At 39.1% G+C, this 15,107-nt stretch carries 16 protein-coding genes, 1 rRNA gene and 1 pseudogene; 13 read left to right on the top strand and 5 right to left on the bottom strand.

The genetic code is table 11. From position 1 onward, the window contains the following. The first annotated feature begins 3 nt into the window (after window positions 1–3). The 6 genes from FTV03_RS08380 (at window position 4) to trpB (ending at window position 4,852) form a co-directional block, all read left to right on the top strand. Window positions 4–312 (top strand): YcgL domain-containing protein, encoded by a 309-nt coding sequence (locus tag FTV03_RS08380; RefSeq protein ID WP_078188503.1) that lies wholly within the window; start codon window positions 4–6, stop codon window positions 310–312. Between the two features lie 21 nt (window positions 313–333). Next, window positions 334–717: a hypothetical protein gene (locus tag FTV03_RS08375; RefSeq protein ID WP_078193907.1), complete on the top strand. Its 384-nt coding sequence runs from the start codon at window positions 334–336 to the stop codon at window positions 715–717. A 21-nt stretch (window positions 718–738) separates the two neighbouring features. Continuing rightward, a complete protein-coding gene (locus FTV03_RS08370; protein ID WP_180011248.1) occupies window positions 739–1,590 on the top strand; it encodes a MoxR family ATPase in 852 nt (283 codons plus the stop codon). Window positions 1,591–1,669: 79 nt separating this feature from the next. Further along, window positions 1,670–2,122: a hypothetical protein gene (locus FTV03_RS08365; protein WP_180040983.1), complete on the top strand. Its 453-nt coding sequence runs from the start codon at window positions 1,670–1,672 to the stop codon at window positions 2,120–2,122. A gap of 202 nt (window positions 2,123–2,324) precedes the next feature. Beyond that, the gene (locus tag FTV03_RS08360) at window positions 2,325–3,512 is read left to right on the top strand and encodes a VWA domain-containing protein (RefSeq protein WP_180040981.1); all 1,188 of its coding nucleotides are present in this window, start codon (window positions 2,325–2,327) and stop codon (window positions 3,510–3,512) included. Between the two features lie 131 nt (window positions 3,513–3,643). Then, on the top strand, window positions 3,644–4,852 hold the full coding sequence (gene trpB / locus FTV03_RS08355; protein WP_180041016.1) for a tryptophan synthase subunit beta: 1,209 nt from the start codon (window positions 3,644–3,646) through the stop codon (window positions 4,850–4,852). A 508-nt stretch (window positions 4,853–5,360) separates the two neighbouring features. Here the strand turns inward: trpB and FTV03_RS08350 are convergent. The 3 genes from FTV03_RS08350 to FTV03_RS08340 all read right to left on the bottom strand — a co-directional run bounded on the left by FTV03_RS08350 (window position 5,361) and on the right by FTV03_RS08340 (window position 6,649). After that, complete coding sequence (locus tag FTV03_RS08350; RefSeq protein ID WP_078193901.1) at window positions 5,361–5,792, bottom strand: CBS domain-containing protein; 432 nt, start codon at window positions 5,790–5,792, stop codon at window positions 5,361–5,363. A gap of 106 nt (window positions 5,793–5,898) precedes the next feature. Further along, on the bottom strand, window positions 5,899–6,276 hold the full coding sequence (locus FTV03_RS08345) for a DUF2750 domain-containing protein (protein ID WP_078188495.1): 378 nt from the start codon (window positions 6,274–6,276) through the stop codon (window positions 5,899–5,901). Window positions 6,277–6,415: 139 nt separating this feature from the next. Further along, window positions 6,416–6,649, bottom strand: coding sequence for a hypothetical protein (locus FTV03_RS08340; protein WP_078188494.1), 234 nt, complete (start codon window positions 6,647–6,649; stop codon window positions 6,416–6,418). A 222-nt stretch (window positions 6,650–6,871) separates the two neighbouring features. Here FTV03_RS08340 and FTV03_RS08335 point away from each other — a divergent pair, with 222 nt between their 5' ends. Both FTV03_RS08335 and FTV03_RS08330 read left to right on the top strand, forming a co-directional pair. After that, window positions 6,872–7,231: a hypothetical protein gene (locus tag FTV03_RS08335; RefSeq protein ID WP_180040979.1), complete on the top strand. Its 360-nt coding sequence runs from the start codon at window positions 6,872–6,874 to the stop codon at window positions 7,229–7,231. 109 nt (window positions 7,232–7,340) lie between these two features. Beyond that, window positions 7,341–7,664 carry a hypothetical protein gene (locus FTV03_RS08330; protein ID WP_180011239.1) on the top strand — a complete coding sequence of 108 codons (324 nt, stop codon included), beginning with the start codon at window positions 7,341–7,343 and terminating at the stop codon, window positions 7,662–7,664. On the opposite strand, the gene FTV03_RS08325 is transcribed toward FTV03_RS08330, so the two are convergent. Together FTV03_RS08325 and FTV03_RS08320 are read right to left on the bottom strand one after the other, a co-directional pair. Continuing rightward, the gene (locus tag FTV03_RS08325; RefSeq protein WP_180040977.1) at window positions 7,588–9,156 is read right to left on the bottom strand and encodes a pitrilysin family protein; all 1,569 of its coding nucleotides are present in this window, start codon (window positions 9,154–9,156) and stop codon (window positions 7,588–7,590) included. The genes FTV03_RS08330 and FTV03_RS08325 overlap by 77 nt on opposite strands. 126 nt (window positions 9,157–9,282) lie before the next feature. Further along, a pseudogene (locus FTV03_RS08320) lies at window positions 9,283–10,605 on the bottom strand (M16 family metallopeptidase); the annotation flags it as partial. A 241-nt stretch (window positions 10,606–10,846) separates the two neighbouring features. Between FTV03_RS08320 and ftsY the strand changes: the two are divergent. From ftsY to FTV03_RS08295, 5 genes are all read left to right on the top strand, one after another. Further along, window positions 10,847–11,953 (top strand): signal recognition particle-docking protein FtsY, encoded by a 1,107-nt coding sequence (gene ftsY / locus FTV03_RS08315; protein ID WP_180040974.1) that lies wholly within the window; start codon window positions 10,847–10,849, stop codon window positions 11,951–11,953. Window positions 11,954–12,128: 175 nt separating this feature from the next. Further along, window positions 12,129–12,815, top strand: coding sequence for a nitroreductase family protein (locus FTV03_RS08310; RefSeq protein WP_180027252.1), 687 nt, complete (start codon window positions 12,129–12,131; stop codon window positions 12,813–12,815). Window positions 12,816–13,029: 214 nt separating this feature from the next. Continuing rightward, window positions 13,030–13,623, top strand: a complete 594-nt coding sequence (locus FTV03_RS08305; RefSeq protein ID WP_180007270.1) for a nitroreductase family protein — start codon at window positions 13,030–13,032, stop codon at window positions 13,621–13,623. Window positions 13,624–13,805: 182 nt separating this feature from the next. Continuing rightward, window positions 13,806–14,483 (top strand): DUF2057 domain-containing protein, encoded by a 678-nt coding sequence (locus tag FTV03_RS08300; RefSeq protein ID WP_180041014.1) that lies wholly within the window; start codon window positions 13,806–13,808, stop codon window positions 14,481–14,483. Window positions 14,484–14,994: 511 nt separating this feature from the next. Continuing rightward, window positions 14,995–15,107: ribosomal RNA gene (locus FTV03_RS08295) — 16S ribosomal RNA — on the top strand; the annotation flags it as partial.

The following is a 15,107-nucleotide window of genomic DNA, read 5'->3' as shown; positions in this document are numbered from 1 at the left end:
ATTATGTACTGTTCTATCTACAAATCGAGCAAAAAAGATGAAATGTATCTTTATATTGCTCGTCCTGAAGTTAATGAAAACGAAACTGAAGCGACAGATCCGCTTGCAGTAATGCCTGATGCATTACGTACAGCGTTTGGTCGTGCCACATTTGTCATGGATCTAGAACTCAGTGAATCACGCAAACTTGCACGTGTGAACGTATTGCATGTATTAGATTCAATTGAAACAAAAGGGTTCTTTATTCAAATGCCTCCAGAAGGTTTAATTGACCCAAATGCAGTTGAGCCAGAAGGCTTGCGCGGCGCTTAAGTTAATTCAGGAGTTGTGAAAATGAATGGTGTAGTATCGGTATTGGACTCAATTCCTGAAAGCAGTATTGCAATTACGGTTTACCTAGGTGGGGCTGTAATTGCTTTGTTGTGTTGGTATGGGCTGATGAAGCGCTTACCCAAAACGATCGGTGCCATTGGTTGGCTTATCGTATTTGCTATTTTATTAACACCAACTGTTTCTGAAGGTTCAAATGCAGCAATCGCACCTGCGATTTTTGGTTTGATTTTTGGTGTATTAACAAAAGATCAGCCATTGGTTTGGTTGAATCTATCGTTGATTCTCTTTGTGGTGGGTATTGGTTTAGTCCTCGGTTATTTTTGGACCAAATACAATGCAGCGAAACCACAGCACGTTGTAAACAAGAAAATTTCACCGCTTTAAATAAAAAAATAAGGTTATGTCATGTCTGTTGAAACTCAACAATTTACTGGTACAGATCAATATATTGCGACCGATAGCTTAAAACTTGCAGTAAAAGCTGCACGTTCATTGCAAAAGCCACTTTTGGTTAAAGGTGAGCCGGGGACAGGTAAAACACTTTTAGCCGAACAAGTGGCTGAAAGTTTAGGCCTTAAGCTCATTACTTGGCATATCAAATCGACGACCAAGGCTCAACAAGGTTTGTACGAGTATGACGCCGTATCCCGTCTGCGTGATAGTCAGTTGGGCGATGACCGTGTTTATGACATCAAAAACTATATTAAGCCGGGTAAACTTTGGGAAGCATTCACCAGTGAAGAACGTTGTGTACTTCTAATTGACGAGATTGATAAAGCAGATATCGAATTCCCTAATGATTTGCTACACGAACTCGATAAAATGTCCTTCTTTGTGTATGAGACGGGTGAAACGATTACGGCAACACAACGTCCAATCGTGATCATTACTTCAAATAATGAAAAAGAACTTCCAGATGCCTTCTTGCGTCGCTGTTTCTTTCATTATATTGAATTCCCTGACGAAGCAACCATGCGTGAAATCATCGATGTACATTTTGAAAATATTTCAAATACCTTGGTCTCTGAAGCACTACAAATCTTCTTTAAATTACGTCAAATTCCGGGTTTAAAGAAACCGCCTTCAACCTCTGAGTTGATTGATTGGTTGAGTTTGCTGATGGCGGATGATATGCCAGAAGATATTTTACGCAACACAGATAAATCAAAATCAATTCCACCGCTTTATGGTGCCTTGATTAAGAACGAACAAGATGTGCAATTGCTTGAGCGTCTAGCATTTATGTCACGTCGTTAATTGATATTAATTCTTTAAAAGATTTAAAAGCCGGTTATCCGGCTTTTATTTTGAGCACTAAAAAATATAAAGGTGAATTATGCAGACAAGCGCATACTTATCTCAAGTACACATAGCTGTAACTAAGAGATTAAAGCCGACCGTACTCTTGTTGGCTGCGAGCTTGTATTTATCTGGGTATAGCTATGCGATGGATGATGCTCAGTTTGAACAGCAGCATCAACAGCTACTCCAGGATGCGTATTGGGCGCGAGTTGCAGAACATCAACTTAAAGAAAAACTCATCGATCAATCAGATCATCCCGAAACTCACACAGCCATTCAACAAAAGACCTGTGCTGCAACTGTACTCGAGCTGAAATACTATGATTTTGTGATCTTGAATCTAAGTGACTTTAACCGCTATAGAAACCATCAAGGTTTTCATAAAATCGTAACCATTGAAAAGTTACAGCAAGATCGTCTCGATGTTCAGCACAAATATGAAACTCTTAAACAATCGCTTAATAATAGAAATGCGACTTGCGAATAAATCATGCTGTATGTGTTTCTTTGGGTAGTAGGGCAACGTATATGAACACGCAGTAAAAGCTTTTGGCTTTACTTGTAGGGATCAATTTTTCATAATGGTGGATGTAAGGCAAGACTCAGTTGCAGATGAAATAACAAGATCACATGCATTAACACTGGATTTGACCTCCTGATATTTAATTTTTATTGGATTTTATTCGCCTATGTTTGTGCGATTGTTTTATACCCTTCGAAAATACGGTGTTCCTGTTTCAACTCGTGAATTGATTGACTTGAACCAAGCAGTGGCAGCAGGGCTAGTCTTTGCGGATCAGAATGAATTTTATCAGCTTGCAAAAACCGTCATGGTCAAAGATGAACGTTACTTTGATAAGTTTGACCGTGCAATGAAGGACTATTTTGACGGTATATCGACCTTTGATTTAGACGAGCTATTAAATCAGGTGCATAAACTGCCAAAGGATTGGTTTGATCTAGAGCTCATCGAAAAGCATCTAACACCGGAACAACGAGAAGAATTAAAAAAAGCTGGTTCCTTAGAAGAACTGATGAAAATGCTTGAAGAGCGTTTGCGCGAGCAGCATAAAAAGCATCAAGGTGGTAATCGGATGATCGGTACGGGCGGTACCTCGCCCTTTGGTGCCTATGGTGACCATCCTGAAGGTGTGCGTATTGGTGGGCCTGGTCGTAAACGATCTGCGGTGAAAGTTTGGGAACAACGTCAATACCGAAACCTAGATGATGAGCAGATTCTCGGTAGTCGTCAGATGCAGATGGCATTGCGTCGTTTGCGTAAATTTGCTCGCCAAGGTGCAGCAGAAGAGCTGGATATCGACGGAACCATTCGTGAAACGGCCAAACAAGGAATTTTGGATGTACAGTTGGTTCCTGAACGACGTAACCGCATTAAAGTATTGATGTTGTTTGATGTTGGGGGCTCGATGGATTCACATATTGCCCAATGTGAGAAGCTCTTTACCGCGGCTAAAACTGAATTTAAAACCTTAGAGTATTTCTATTTTCATAACTGTTTATATGACTATGTATGGAAAGATAATATTCGCCGTTCAAGCACGCGTATGAATACATGGGATCTATTCAATACCTATGGGCGAGATTACCGTGTCATCGTTGTCGGTGATGCGAGTATGGCACCGTATGAATTGAACTCTGTAGGTGGTTCTGTGGAGTATATGAATGATGAAGCGGGTCAGGTGTGGTTACAGCGCTTACGCAATCATTTTGATAAAACAGCATGGTTAAACCCCGAAGAAGAAAGTTATTGGCATTACACCCAAACCATTGCTGCGATTAAACAAATCTTTGAAGATCATATGTTCCCGATGACTCTAAAAGGAGTGGAAGATATGACGAAATATTTAGCGCGCTAAAGCGTTAAAAACGATACTTTTTCTTATCAATGATGTTTATATTACTTACTCCAATTTTGCATTGTTTCTTATTTTTAAAATTGGATAATATTTAAAAGTCTTTGTTTTGCATACAACATGAAGGAAATATGATGGATCATCAAATTAATGGTATCGCATTACCTAATGAAGAAGGTTTCTTCGGTGAATACGGTGGGCAGTTCATTCCACCAGATTTAAAACAGGCAATGGATGACATTAATGTTGCTTATGAGCAAATTCGTCATACAGAAGAATTTCAAAATGAATTGAAAGAGTTGTTTGCACATTATGTTGGACGTCCAAGCCCATTGTTTTATGCGAAGCGCTTGTCTGACAAATTAGGTGGGGCACAGATCTACCTCAAGCGTGAAGACCTTAACCATACTGGCGCACATAAAATTAACCACTGCCTTGGCGAAGCTTTGTTAGCAAAATACATGGGTAAAACCAAAGTGATTGCAGAAACTGGCGCAGGTCAGCATGGTGTAGCATTGGCAACGGCTTGTGCCTTGGTGGGCATTCCATGTGAAATTCACATGGGGCAAGTGGATATTGAAAAAGAACATCCAAACGTAGTGAAAATGAAGATTTTAGGTGCCAACCTAATCTCTGTTACTCGTGGTACAGCTACGCTTAAAGATGCAGTAGATAGCGCTTTTGAAGAATACTTAAAAGATCCAACCAATTTTATTTATGCGATTGGTTCAGTGGTTGGCCCACACCCATTCCCGAAAATGGTTCGTGACTTCCAGTCCATTATTGGTGATGAAATTAAAGTTCAGACCAACGAGCATTTTGGTGCAAATCCTGACTATGTGGTTGCATGTGTGGGTGGTGGATCCAATGCCGTTGGTGCATTTACAGCATTCCTGAATGATACAGATGTCAAACTCGTAGGTGTAGAGCCGGCTGGTCATGGCTTAGATACCAATATGCACTCTGCGACGTTGACATTGGGTAAGCCAAGTCAAATTCATGGCATGGCATGTTATGTCCTTGAAGATGAACAAGGTGGGCCATTGCCAGTGCATTCAATTGCATCGGGTTTGGATTATCCAGGAGTGGGGCCACAACATAGCTTGTTAAAAGACCTAGGCCGTGTTGAATATACAACAGCGACAGACCAAGAATGTTTAGATGCATTTATGACGCTTTCACGTGTGGAGGGTATTGTTCCTGCACTAGAAAGTTCACATGCGGTTGCTTGGGCAATTCGTGAAGCGCCAAATCTTGCTAAAGATGTGAAGATTGTCGTTAACGTTTCAGGCCGTGGCGATAAAGACTCAGACTATGTGGCTGAAAAATTAGGTTTAAATTAATTACTACCATTAAAAAAGACTAAGTTGCTCATCATCTGTTGATGATGCAAAAATCTTTTGCAGTTGTATAGCCCGATCTATATTCGAAGTATCCCAGGTTTTTAACTGGGATATTTTTTTTGACGTAATTTTTATAAAAAATATGGTCAAAGCTTGATGAAATTGAAATTAACTCAGGATGTAGTGCATAAATAATTGCCTTTGCATCTAAAATTTCTGTGATAGAAGATGCAATCTCTAAATTGATCGTACGTCGGTGGTATTGCAGCAGCTCATCGTCTTTCGTATTGCAGCAGCTCATCGTCTTTCATCGAAACCATCAAGCGTTCTAATTCCAAAATGATGGCATCCAGTTGGTCTAATTTATCTAAAGCGGGCTTCAACATAAGAAAAGAAATTGATAAAAGTAATTAATATGTAATGTGTATGTCATTACGTATTATGAATTATATAAAATTATTGATATTTAGAATTCCCCCTTAAAGTTTGTTAAGGGGGATTTTTGAGTTTAGCCAGAAATATATTGTTGAAGTTGTTCGATCAGTTTGCGTTGATCATCCATTGCTGCTTTTACAAGGTCACCGATGGAGATTAAGCCTGTTAATTTCTGTTCTTCAACGACAGGTAAATGACGTAAATGGCGATCTGTCATGAGTTCTAAACATTCTTCGACAGTCGCTGCACTTGTTACAGTGATGACACTACCCGTCATAATTTCACTGACGGAGGTATCGAAAGAGGTTCTTTCCATGAGTGCGATTTTACGTGTGTAATCACGCTCAGACAAAATCCCAACGACTGTGCCTTCATGGGTCACGACGAGGGCACCAATGCCTTTTTGTGCCATCAGGGAAATGGCTTCGAGTACAGTCGCATCTGGGGTGATGGTGTAAATTTCTTGATAAGCTTTGTCTTTAAGTACTTGGGCAACTGTAGTCATATTTTCATTCCTTTATAGTAGTTTTTGTTTAATTTAAATTAACGCGAAATTTGAAAAAAGCAAATACTTTTCAGTGCATGCTGAGGTCAAGCATGCACTGAGGGTTTTATGCCATTTGAATCTTATCTTGGTTAAAAAAGAATAAACGCATTTGCGAGGTTGTGAGCTTGAGACGGATATGGCTAGAGCTATGCAACGCAGGGATGACTTTAAGGCGTGTTAATGTCGGTAATAGCGATGCCTCAAAATCTTCTGGTGTAATGCGTCGTGGAGTGTAGTTGGGCCAATGCTTTTTGGCATATTTATGCGCTTGAATGCCATTTAGCCAAAACGGGAAGATAATATGATCTTGATCGCTGGTCATTGCCCAACCTTGTTGGTGGTAGAGACCCCAAAGGACTCCACAGTACATCATGGTTTTTAAAATACTAATTTTGAAAAATAAATCTTTTGGAATAGGTTTATATTGCTTTAATTTAGACATCATATGCAGCGTGTTGTTGATGTTGCTCCTATTGTAGGAAATTCTTATGAAAAAGCTGTGTAAGCTTTGAACTGGATTGTAAGAATTTATGTAGTTAAAAGTTGAAGGGTGTAAAAAACGCCACCTTAGTGACGTTTTTTTATGCTTGCAAGGTGGCCATGTTCTGCCAATATTGCGCTTTGAGTGAGTCACGTTCTACGCGGAAGCCTTGATAATAAAGTTCAGCCAAAAATAACGCTGCTTTACCATGTCCAGCACGAGCTGCATCTTCCAATTCGTGAACTGCATCGCTGAAGTTCATTTGAGATTGAATTGTGTTTACCGCATTTGCGTATACATGTTCGAGTTCATGTTGAGAGAATTGTTGAATCATATTTAACTCCTTATTCTAATTATGATCATTAAGGGCCCATTCTTTAGCCCTATTAACTAATTTAACTAAGTATTATTAAACTAATATTACAATTATCTTGAATTGTCAACTATTCACGTAAATATTTCTAATTTGCTATGGTTTACATGATTAAACAATGGACAATTGTTTTCGTGAGTAAAATACTATCATAAGAAGTTGTAGATAATAAGGAGAAGTAAAATGACAAGAGTTTTAGACGGTTTAACTTTAGATTATCCTCCGACATTAGCGCAAATTGTGGAGTTGGCACATCTACATCGTCGCAATCTTGATGAAGCAATTTTTCATCAGGAGATTCATTTAGGGGATTTTGGTTTGGCACAGCGCAAACGTGTATATGATTTCACACGGGATTTAGATAAGGGACAGCGCTTAGAATTTTACAATGCATACAATGGTGAATTACTCAAAATCGCCGATGATGATGATTTACATCCTGCGCATGCAGAGGGTGGAATGAGTATTTTTGCAGTATTTATCGTTTTGGCGATTATTGCATTGATTCTTTATTTTGCGGTGATACGTACCATTATTCAGTAAATTGTTTAGCTAACTCACAGACTGAAACAGTGGACTGATGCAGTTTTAAGCGCTGTGACTTGAACTTCTTGAACGTCAGCCATACACTACTTTGAACCTGAGGTAGTGTATGACTATTGATTTAGAAAAAATTATTCAATTCAAATCTAAAATACAGCTAGAGCAAATTTATAATATCTTTGTTTCAGTCATGATCGTGGTGATTTTGGTATTGGCTGTGATTGCCTTATATCGTCCTATTTCTGTACAGCAATACCAAAACGTATCACGACTTGCGTTTCAGCAAAGTTATCCTGAAACTCAGGAAATGGCGATGTTGCTGAGACAGCAAGATCGCATCCGTGTGGGTGCTTATCTTAAATTGATGCATGCTTATCAGATGGAGTCTGTGCGGGCACATCAACTTCCGGCTTTGGCAGAGGAACAGCCTTAGTCGCAGGGATTATCTTGGTTGGAGCTGCTTGTACATTCTCCTCCAATATCTGCTGTACTTCATTTTTATCTAAGGTTTTACTGACCACAATCACCGTCATATTTTCAGGGTGCATGTAGGTACGAACCGCATTTTGTACATCAGCTACAGTTATTTTTTCCAATAATTTAGGGTACTGGGTCAAATAATCTGGGTCTTGTTGATAAAAGCCCAATAGACCAAGCTGTGCATTGATCGTTGCATTACTGCTGTAATTATTTGGAAAAGCACGCAGCATACCGGCTTTGGTTTCTTCCATTTGTTTTTGATCAATAGGCATTTTGACAAAATCATTAAAAGCCTTATGTGCCACTCGAATACTATCTATAAGCTGATCTTGACGTGTTCCATAGCTAAAGCTAAAGATACCGGGTGCTTGGCTAAAGCTAAATGCACTATAGGCACCATAAGTATAGCCACGTTTAACGCGAAGCTCTTGCATGAGGACTGAGTTAAAACCTCCACCACCAAACACTCGATTGGCTACTTCTAAGGCTAATCGATCTTTGTTATCGCGTGTCGTTCCTAAATGTCCAAATATGACGTTGGCTTGGGTGGAATTGTAGGGAAGATGGATAATATCAAAGCCTTGTTTTTCTTCTGGTTGTGCAAGTGCCTTAGCTTTTTCACCTTGGTTTAAGTTTCCAGAAATACGTTCTGCAAGGTTTTGTGCTTCTTTTTTGCTTAGTTTACCTGTAATGGCAATATTCATGTTTTGAGCAACTAAAAATTGATCACGAAACTTTTTTAAAATGTCTGGGGTGATCTTTTTGATACTGCCATTGGTTCCCGTAATCGGTTCTGCATAAGGGTGTGTGCCGTATACAGCCCGATAGAATCGAATATTCATTAAGCGACTTGGGCTTTCTTGGAGTTGCTTCTGACCAGCTTGGTTATTACTGAGAGCTAAGTTTAGACTAGAGGTTTTAAAAGTCGCATTTTTAATCACGTCCATCATCATGCTTAAAGCAGGTTCTAATTTTTTAGGGTCTGACAATACGCGTAGCCGAACGACAAACATATCTCGATGTGCTTGCACGCTAAATTGAGCACCTGTTTGGTCAAAAACCGAGGCAATTTGCGTTGCATTGTATTTTTCTGTGCCTTCATCGATTAAACGTGCAGCCATGTTGGCAACACCATACAAGCCTTTTCCGACTTCTTCATCACGAGCAGAACCTGCATTAAAGGTCAGTTGAATATCCACCATAGGTAGATCTTGTGACTCAACAAACAGGCTATTTACGCCATTTCGGTTTTTCAGTACTTGAACAAGTGGAGCACGGTAGTCTTTATCAATCTGTAAATTCTTTAAACTTTGCAGCATGGGGATAGATTGTAATTGGCTCGGATTATCGTTGAGGTCAGGAACATTTTCCGTATATGTTTCTGCATGGAGGATTGAGCCAAACGCAGTGAGTAAGCTTAGGGATAAAATTTTCGTAATAGTCATCACTAATCCTTACAAGACGCTATCTGTGTTTTGGGTTGAGCTGGTCTGTTGCTCTGGAATAACAACTTCTGTTTTTGCAGGTTTTGTAGTTTGATCTGCTTTATTTGCAGCTGTAGGGGTCTCCGTTTGTTCCGGAAGTAAATACATGGTGCTTAAATTTTCTCGGACAAAATACGCATTGGCGACACGTTGAATATCCTGTGCGCTGACGTTTTCATATAGTTTTGGTAATTCGTCCATTAGCCTGAAACTGAGCCCATTGACTTCTAAGTTACCGATAGTCTTGGCTTGGCTGCTGATGTCATCTTGGTTATAGACTAAATTGGAGACAAAACGTGTGGTGATACGTTCAACTTCAGGTGTTTTGACTAATTCTGTTTTTAATATTTCGATTTCATCTTGTATGGCTTTTTGAGCTTGTTCCATTTTGACGCCATCGGCAGGGAGTGCTGAAATGGTAAACAAGCTATCACCACGATTGTATGGATCATAAGAAACACTTACAGCGGTGAGTAATTTTTTATCGCGTACCAGTTTGTCTTGTAGGCGCGATGAAATACCACTATCTAAAATGTTGCGAATAATATTGAGAGCATATGCATCTTGTGGGTTTTTTGCAGTAGCCAGTGAGCGTACATTCCACGCCATATACAAATTAGGCACTTGTACGGGTAAATTTAGTTCCATATGACGATAGCCCACACGTTCGAATTCCATCACATCATTACGATCAGGTGTTTTGCGTGATGGAATATCACCAAAGTATTTTTGAACTTGACGAATGGCTGCTTCGGCATCGACATCACCGACAATCACCAAAATGGCGTTATTCGGGGTATACCAATCTTTATACCATTGTTTTAAATCTGCCAATTTGATGTTTTGCAGATTTTTCATGTGTCCAATGACGGGTTGACGATAGTGACTGGTTGGATAAGAAATCCATTTGAAACGTTCATAAGCCAAAGAACGAGGATTGTCATCTGTGCGCTGTCGGCGTTCTTCCATAACCACTTTAATTTCAGGTTCGAAATCTTGTTGTTGCAATCGTAAATTACTCATACGATCCGCTTCGAGCTCCAGTGCCATAGGAAAATAGGCTTTAGGATACAACTGATAATAATTGGTGTAATTGGTGAAGGTTGCAGCGTTGATGCTGCCGCCATAGATACGGCTGAGACGTGTAAATTCATCATTAGGAACTTTGGTGGTTCCTTTAAACATCATATGTTCGAGCGCGTGGGAGATCCCTAATAGATTGCCCGACTCATCACTACTGCCAACACGATACCAAATATGGGTCATTACCATCGGCGCACGGTGGTCTTCACGGATAATGACCTTTAAGCCATTTTTAAGTGTGGTTTCAAAGGTGCTTCGCGTTAATTGGGTGCGTGTGTCAGCATGTAGATTGGGTGCACACCAAAAGCAACTAGTGATGACACAGATAGGAAGCGCAGAGCGAAATAAAGTTTTAAAAAAACAAGGAGAAAATCTGTTTTTATGGGACACAAAGGAATCCATTAAAATGCATTTTATAGTTATCTAGTTTTCCTAAAGTTAATTTTGATTGCAAGTTCAACATGTTGTTTTTTAGTGTGCTTCGCTCTGACAGGCGTGTAGCGACTCAATTTAAGATAACTTATGATAGAATCGGTTTTTTTAACGCAGTGCTTTTCAAGGATTCGGCATGCAACAGCAATCTCATGGGCAGAATAAATTTTTGATTGATGCTGATATCGGTGATGACGATGTCACGCTACCGAGTTTACCTGCGGTAAATGTGCCGATTATCGAGACACCGAAAGTACAGCAAGAAGTTGCTGCACCATTACAAGAAACAGAGTCAGAAACTGAAGACTCGAAGGTGAAAGGCGGCTTCTTTAGTCGTATGAAAGAAGGTCTAGCAAAGTCACGTAAGAACTTGGCAGACGGCATGGTGAATATCCTGATCGGTGGGAAGGAAATTGACGATGAACTTTTAGAGGAAGTTGAAGAGCAACTTTTGGTTGCTGACATTGGTGTCGATGCAACCAAAACGATTATTGCGAACTTAACTGAACGTACTGAACGTGGCGATTTAATTTACTCGCACTCTTTATATAAAGCGCTTCAAGAAGAACTGGTGGCATTACTTGCACCACGTGTTAAACCACTACATATCGACAGCAATAAAAATCCGTATGTGATTTTGGTTGTTGGTGTGAATGGTGTGGGTAAAACCACCACGATTGGTAAATTAGCGAAACGCTTACAAGGTGAAGGTAAAAAAGTAATGTTGGCTGCTGGTGATACATTCCGTGCAGCAGCCACAGAACAATTACAAATTTGGGGTGAACGTAATAATATTGCCGTTGTGGCTCAAGGTCATGGTGCAGATTCTGCTTCAGTTATTTTTGATGCATTTGAAAGTGCTCGTGCAAAAGGCGTAGACGTGCTGATTGCAGACACCGCAGGTCGTTTACATAACAAAGGACACCTCATGCAAGAGTTGTATAAAGTAAAACGTGTAATGCAAAAAATTGACGCTACAGCTCCACATGAAGTGATGTTGGTGGTTGATGCAGGTACAGGTCAAAATGCCATTAACCAAGTTGAAATGTTTGATGAGGCAGTAGGGCTTACAGGTCTAACCATTACTAAACTGGATGGTACTGCGAAAGGTGGTGTGTTATTTAATATTGCAAGCCGTACCCATGTGCCAATTCGTTTTATTGGTGTAGGTGAGAAAATTGATGACTTACGTCCATTCTCAGCTAAATCATTTGTCGCAGCATTATTTGAAACTGATAAATAAATTGCGTTAAATGTCACATAAACTCCGCAAAATGCGGAGTTTTTTGTTTTTGAGCTTACTGATTGATTTAAAAAGCAACATGTGAATAAATCATAATCAAAATTCAGCCTGATATACCCTTAGAATAAGTAAGGAATTGTTGTTTATATATAAAAATTGCTTTGGGGTGTTTAGGGTGGCGTTACTCGATAAAATTGGTCATGTATTGACTGCGGATATCACTAAAGATTTTAAATTAAAAAAGAAAAATACCGACCAAGAAATAGAAGCGTCCTTTGTTGATCAATTAAAGAAACGTCGCAGTATTTACGAGCTTGGAAAGAAGGTGCATTACAGTCAGGCTTATTTGGCGGAACTGATTCAAGAATCCGTAAGAAGTTGTCCATCTGCATATAATTCGCAAAGCACACGTATTGTAGTTTTATTTGGCGAATCTCATCAAAAATTTTGGGACATTGTAAAAGACGTACAACGCAAGAATGTTGCGAGTTATATTTTTGAAGGTGTGGCGCTCAAAATAGATCAGTGTGCAGCTGGCCTGGGAACTGTACTTTTCTATGAAGATCAAGTTGTGATTCAACAATTACAAAAGAAAGTGCCATTAAGTGCAGAAGATTTTCCAGTGTGGTCGGAGCAAACGTCTGGCATGGCGCAATTCGCAGTATGGACTTCGATCGCAGATGCAGGTTTAGGCGCATGTTTACAACACTATAATCCACACATTGATTATGCCGTTGCCGAACACTTTAATATTTCAAAACAATGGCTGCTACGTGCGCAGTTGGTCTTTGGTTCAATTGAAGGTCAAGCGCCTGAACGTTTAGAACCAGAAGATCAAGATCAGTTTAGAATTTATGAGTAATTTCTATGTTCTGTAGGTTGCTTTGATTTCTGCTGTCCTAAAGACTGTGAACCAATATTTGAATGTAAGTGGGTTGTAGGTATTTAGATGCTTGCAACTGATTGTTCTAGAAATAAGACACAATGTTGTAAATATAGTCATGCAACTGTTAAAAACATCACCTATTATAAATCTCAACTTAGTCAGCTAATTGAAAATAAAAAGAGGTCTTGTAATGTCATTCTTGAATCAAATCGAACAACGTCGCACAATCTATTCTATTGGTAATAACGTGAGTTTATCGCAAGATGAAATTGAGCAAACCATTAAAAATGCAGTACGTTTAAGTCCGTCATCATTTAACTCTCAAACGTCTCGTGTCGTTATTCTGTTTGGTGATGCACATCAAAAATTCTGGAATATCGTACGTGAAACTTTACGTAAAATTGTACCTGCAGATGCATTTGAAGGAACCAATGGCAAGATTAATAGTTTTGCAGCAGGTTTTGGTACAGCATTATTTTATGAAGATCAGGCTGTAGTAAAAGCCCTCCAAGAACAATTTGCACTTTATGCAGATAATTTCCCAGTATGGTCTGAACACTCAACAGCGATTGCTCAATTTGCTACTTGGACGGCTTTGGCTGAAAAAAATATTGGTGCGTCATTACAACATTACAATCCAATTGTTGATGCTGAAACAGCTGCGGCATTTGATGTGCCAGATCAATGGAAACTACGCGCACAGCTTGTTTTTGGTTCGATTGAAGCACCTGCAGGTGAAAAAACCTTTATTGCAGATGAAGAACGATTCAAAACATTCAAGTAATGATGGTGTGATGAATTAAAAAGGATGCTTTGAGCATCCTTTTTTTATATGCAAAATTCTTGAATGAATATCAAAATAATGTCTTGAAACAAAATATACAGTGATTGTTAGATGTCATAAGATTGTCATATATGCATTGCATAGTGCATTCGAAACTAAATAATTGATAAAGAGTGATAATGATGACTTTAAGATTAACTGTTGCTGCTGCAGCGCTGATGTTAAGTAGTGCCGGATTTGCAGCTGTAACTTTGACTGTTCCGGAAGAAATCAAAATAGTTGCAGTTAATGATCAAGAAGTTACAGGTGGTTTATTTCGATCTACAGAGAAATATAAGCTAGATGCAGGTGAAAACGTATTAACTGTACGTTATAGCGAATTTTTTCAACATGCTGATAATTCGCACGATATATTAAAATCAGGAGTTGCTGCTATTCGCACTCCAGCACTGATTGATGGTCAAGAGTACCGTTTAGGTCTAGTCAATGCACCAAGAGATTTTGATGCTGCGCAAAAATATAAAGACCAACCAATATTTGGGTTGTATGACAAATCTAATCAATTACTTGTGCAGCAAGCTGGGGCAAAGAAAGAACAAAAATCGATTTTCTCCAATGGTGTATTGGGTAATGCCGTAGATTTTACGAAGAAAGAAGCTGTGCCAGAAAATCAACCGGCACCTGTTTATGCACAATCCGTAACAGTAAAGCCAACGAACGTAGCCGTTCCTGTAGCTGCTCCAAAAAATATAGCTGTTCATCAAAATGGAGTAGATCAACAATTAATTCAGCTTTGGCAGAAGGCTAGTAAAGCTGAACGACAAAAATTCATGAGTTGGTTGGCTGAGCAAGCAAACTAAAGTTACTTTCGTAACTTTATTAGTTTTCTTGAAATCCGCGTTATTTGAAAAGTCCGTTGAATTACGGGCTTTTTAGATTGAAGAATATAAAAATCACCAAGAATTATAAAATTCGTCTTTCATAAAGCAAAATATACGGATATATTGATTTTTAAATAAGCAATAAATTGCTTTTAGTTTAAAAAATATACATTCAAGCGCAATATCGTAGAAATTTCTATGATAGGGGCTTGTGTTTGTTTTGAAACTCTATAGAATACGCTGCATACCGACGCAGACAGCTATAAACATAAGGTTTTGAGTTGTTTGATGTTGTTTTCTTATTTGCTGACGAAGCATTAAGAAGATCATTAAGAGATTATGAAGAACAACTTGTGTGGATTTTTACTGATTGATCGATCGAAATTATTTTCATTGATTAATGGTAGAAATTACTCGAAGTTTATTTGAGCAAATTTTTGTCAGTAATTGATGAGCCAAGATTGGTACCCTTTAAGGTACTATTGATTTTAAACTGAAGAGTTTGATCATGGCTCAGATTGAACGCTGGCGGCAGGCTTAACACATGCAAGTCGAGCGGGAATAGGTAGCTTGCTACCGATTTCTAGCGGCGGACGGGTGAGT

The organism is Acinetobacter sp. YH12218 (genome assembly GCF_013417925.1).
Classification (GTDB): domain Bacteria; phylum Pseudomonadota; class Gammaproteobacteria; order Pseudomonadales; family Moraxellaceae; genus Acinetobacter; species Acinetobacter amyesii.
The sequence above is the reverse complement of the archived record's forward strand: the minus strand, read 5'-3'. Positions and strand labels throughout refer to the sequence as shown.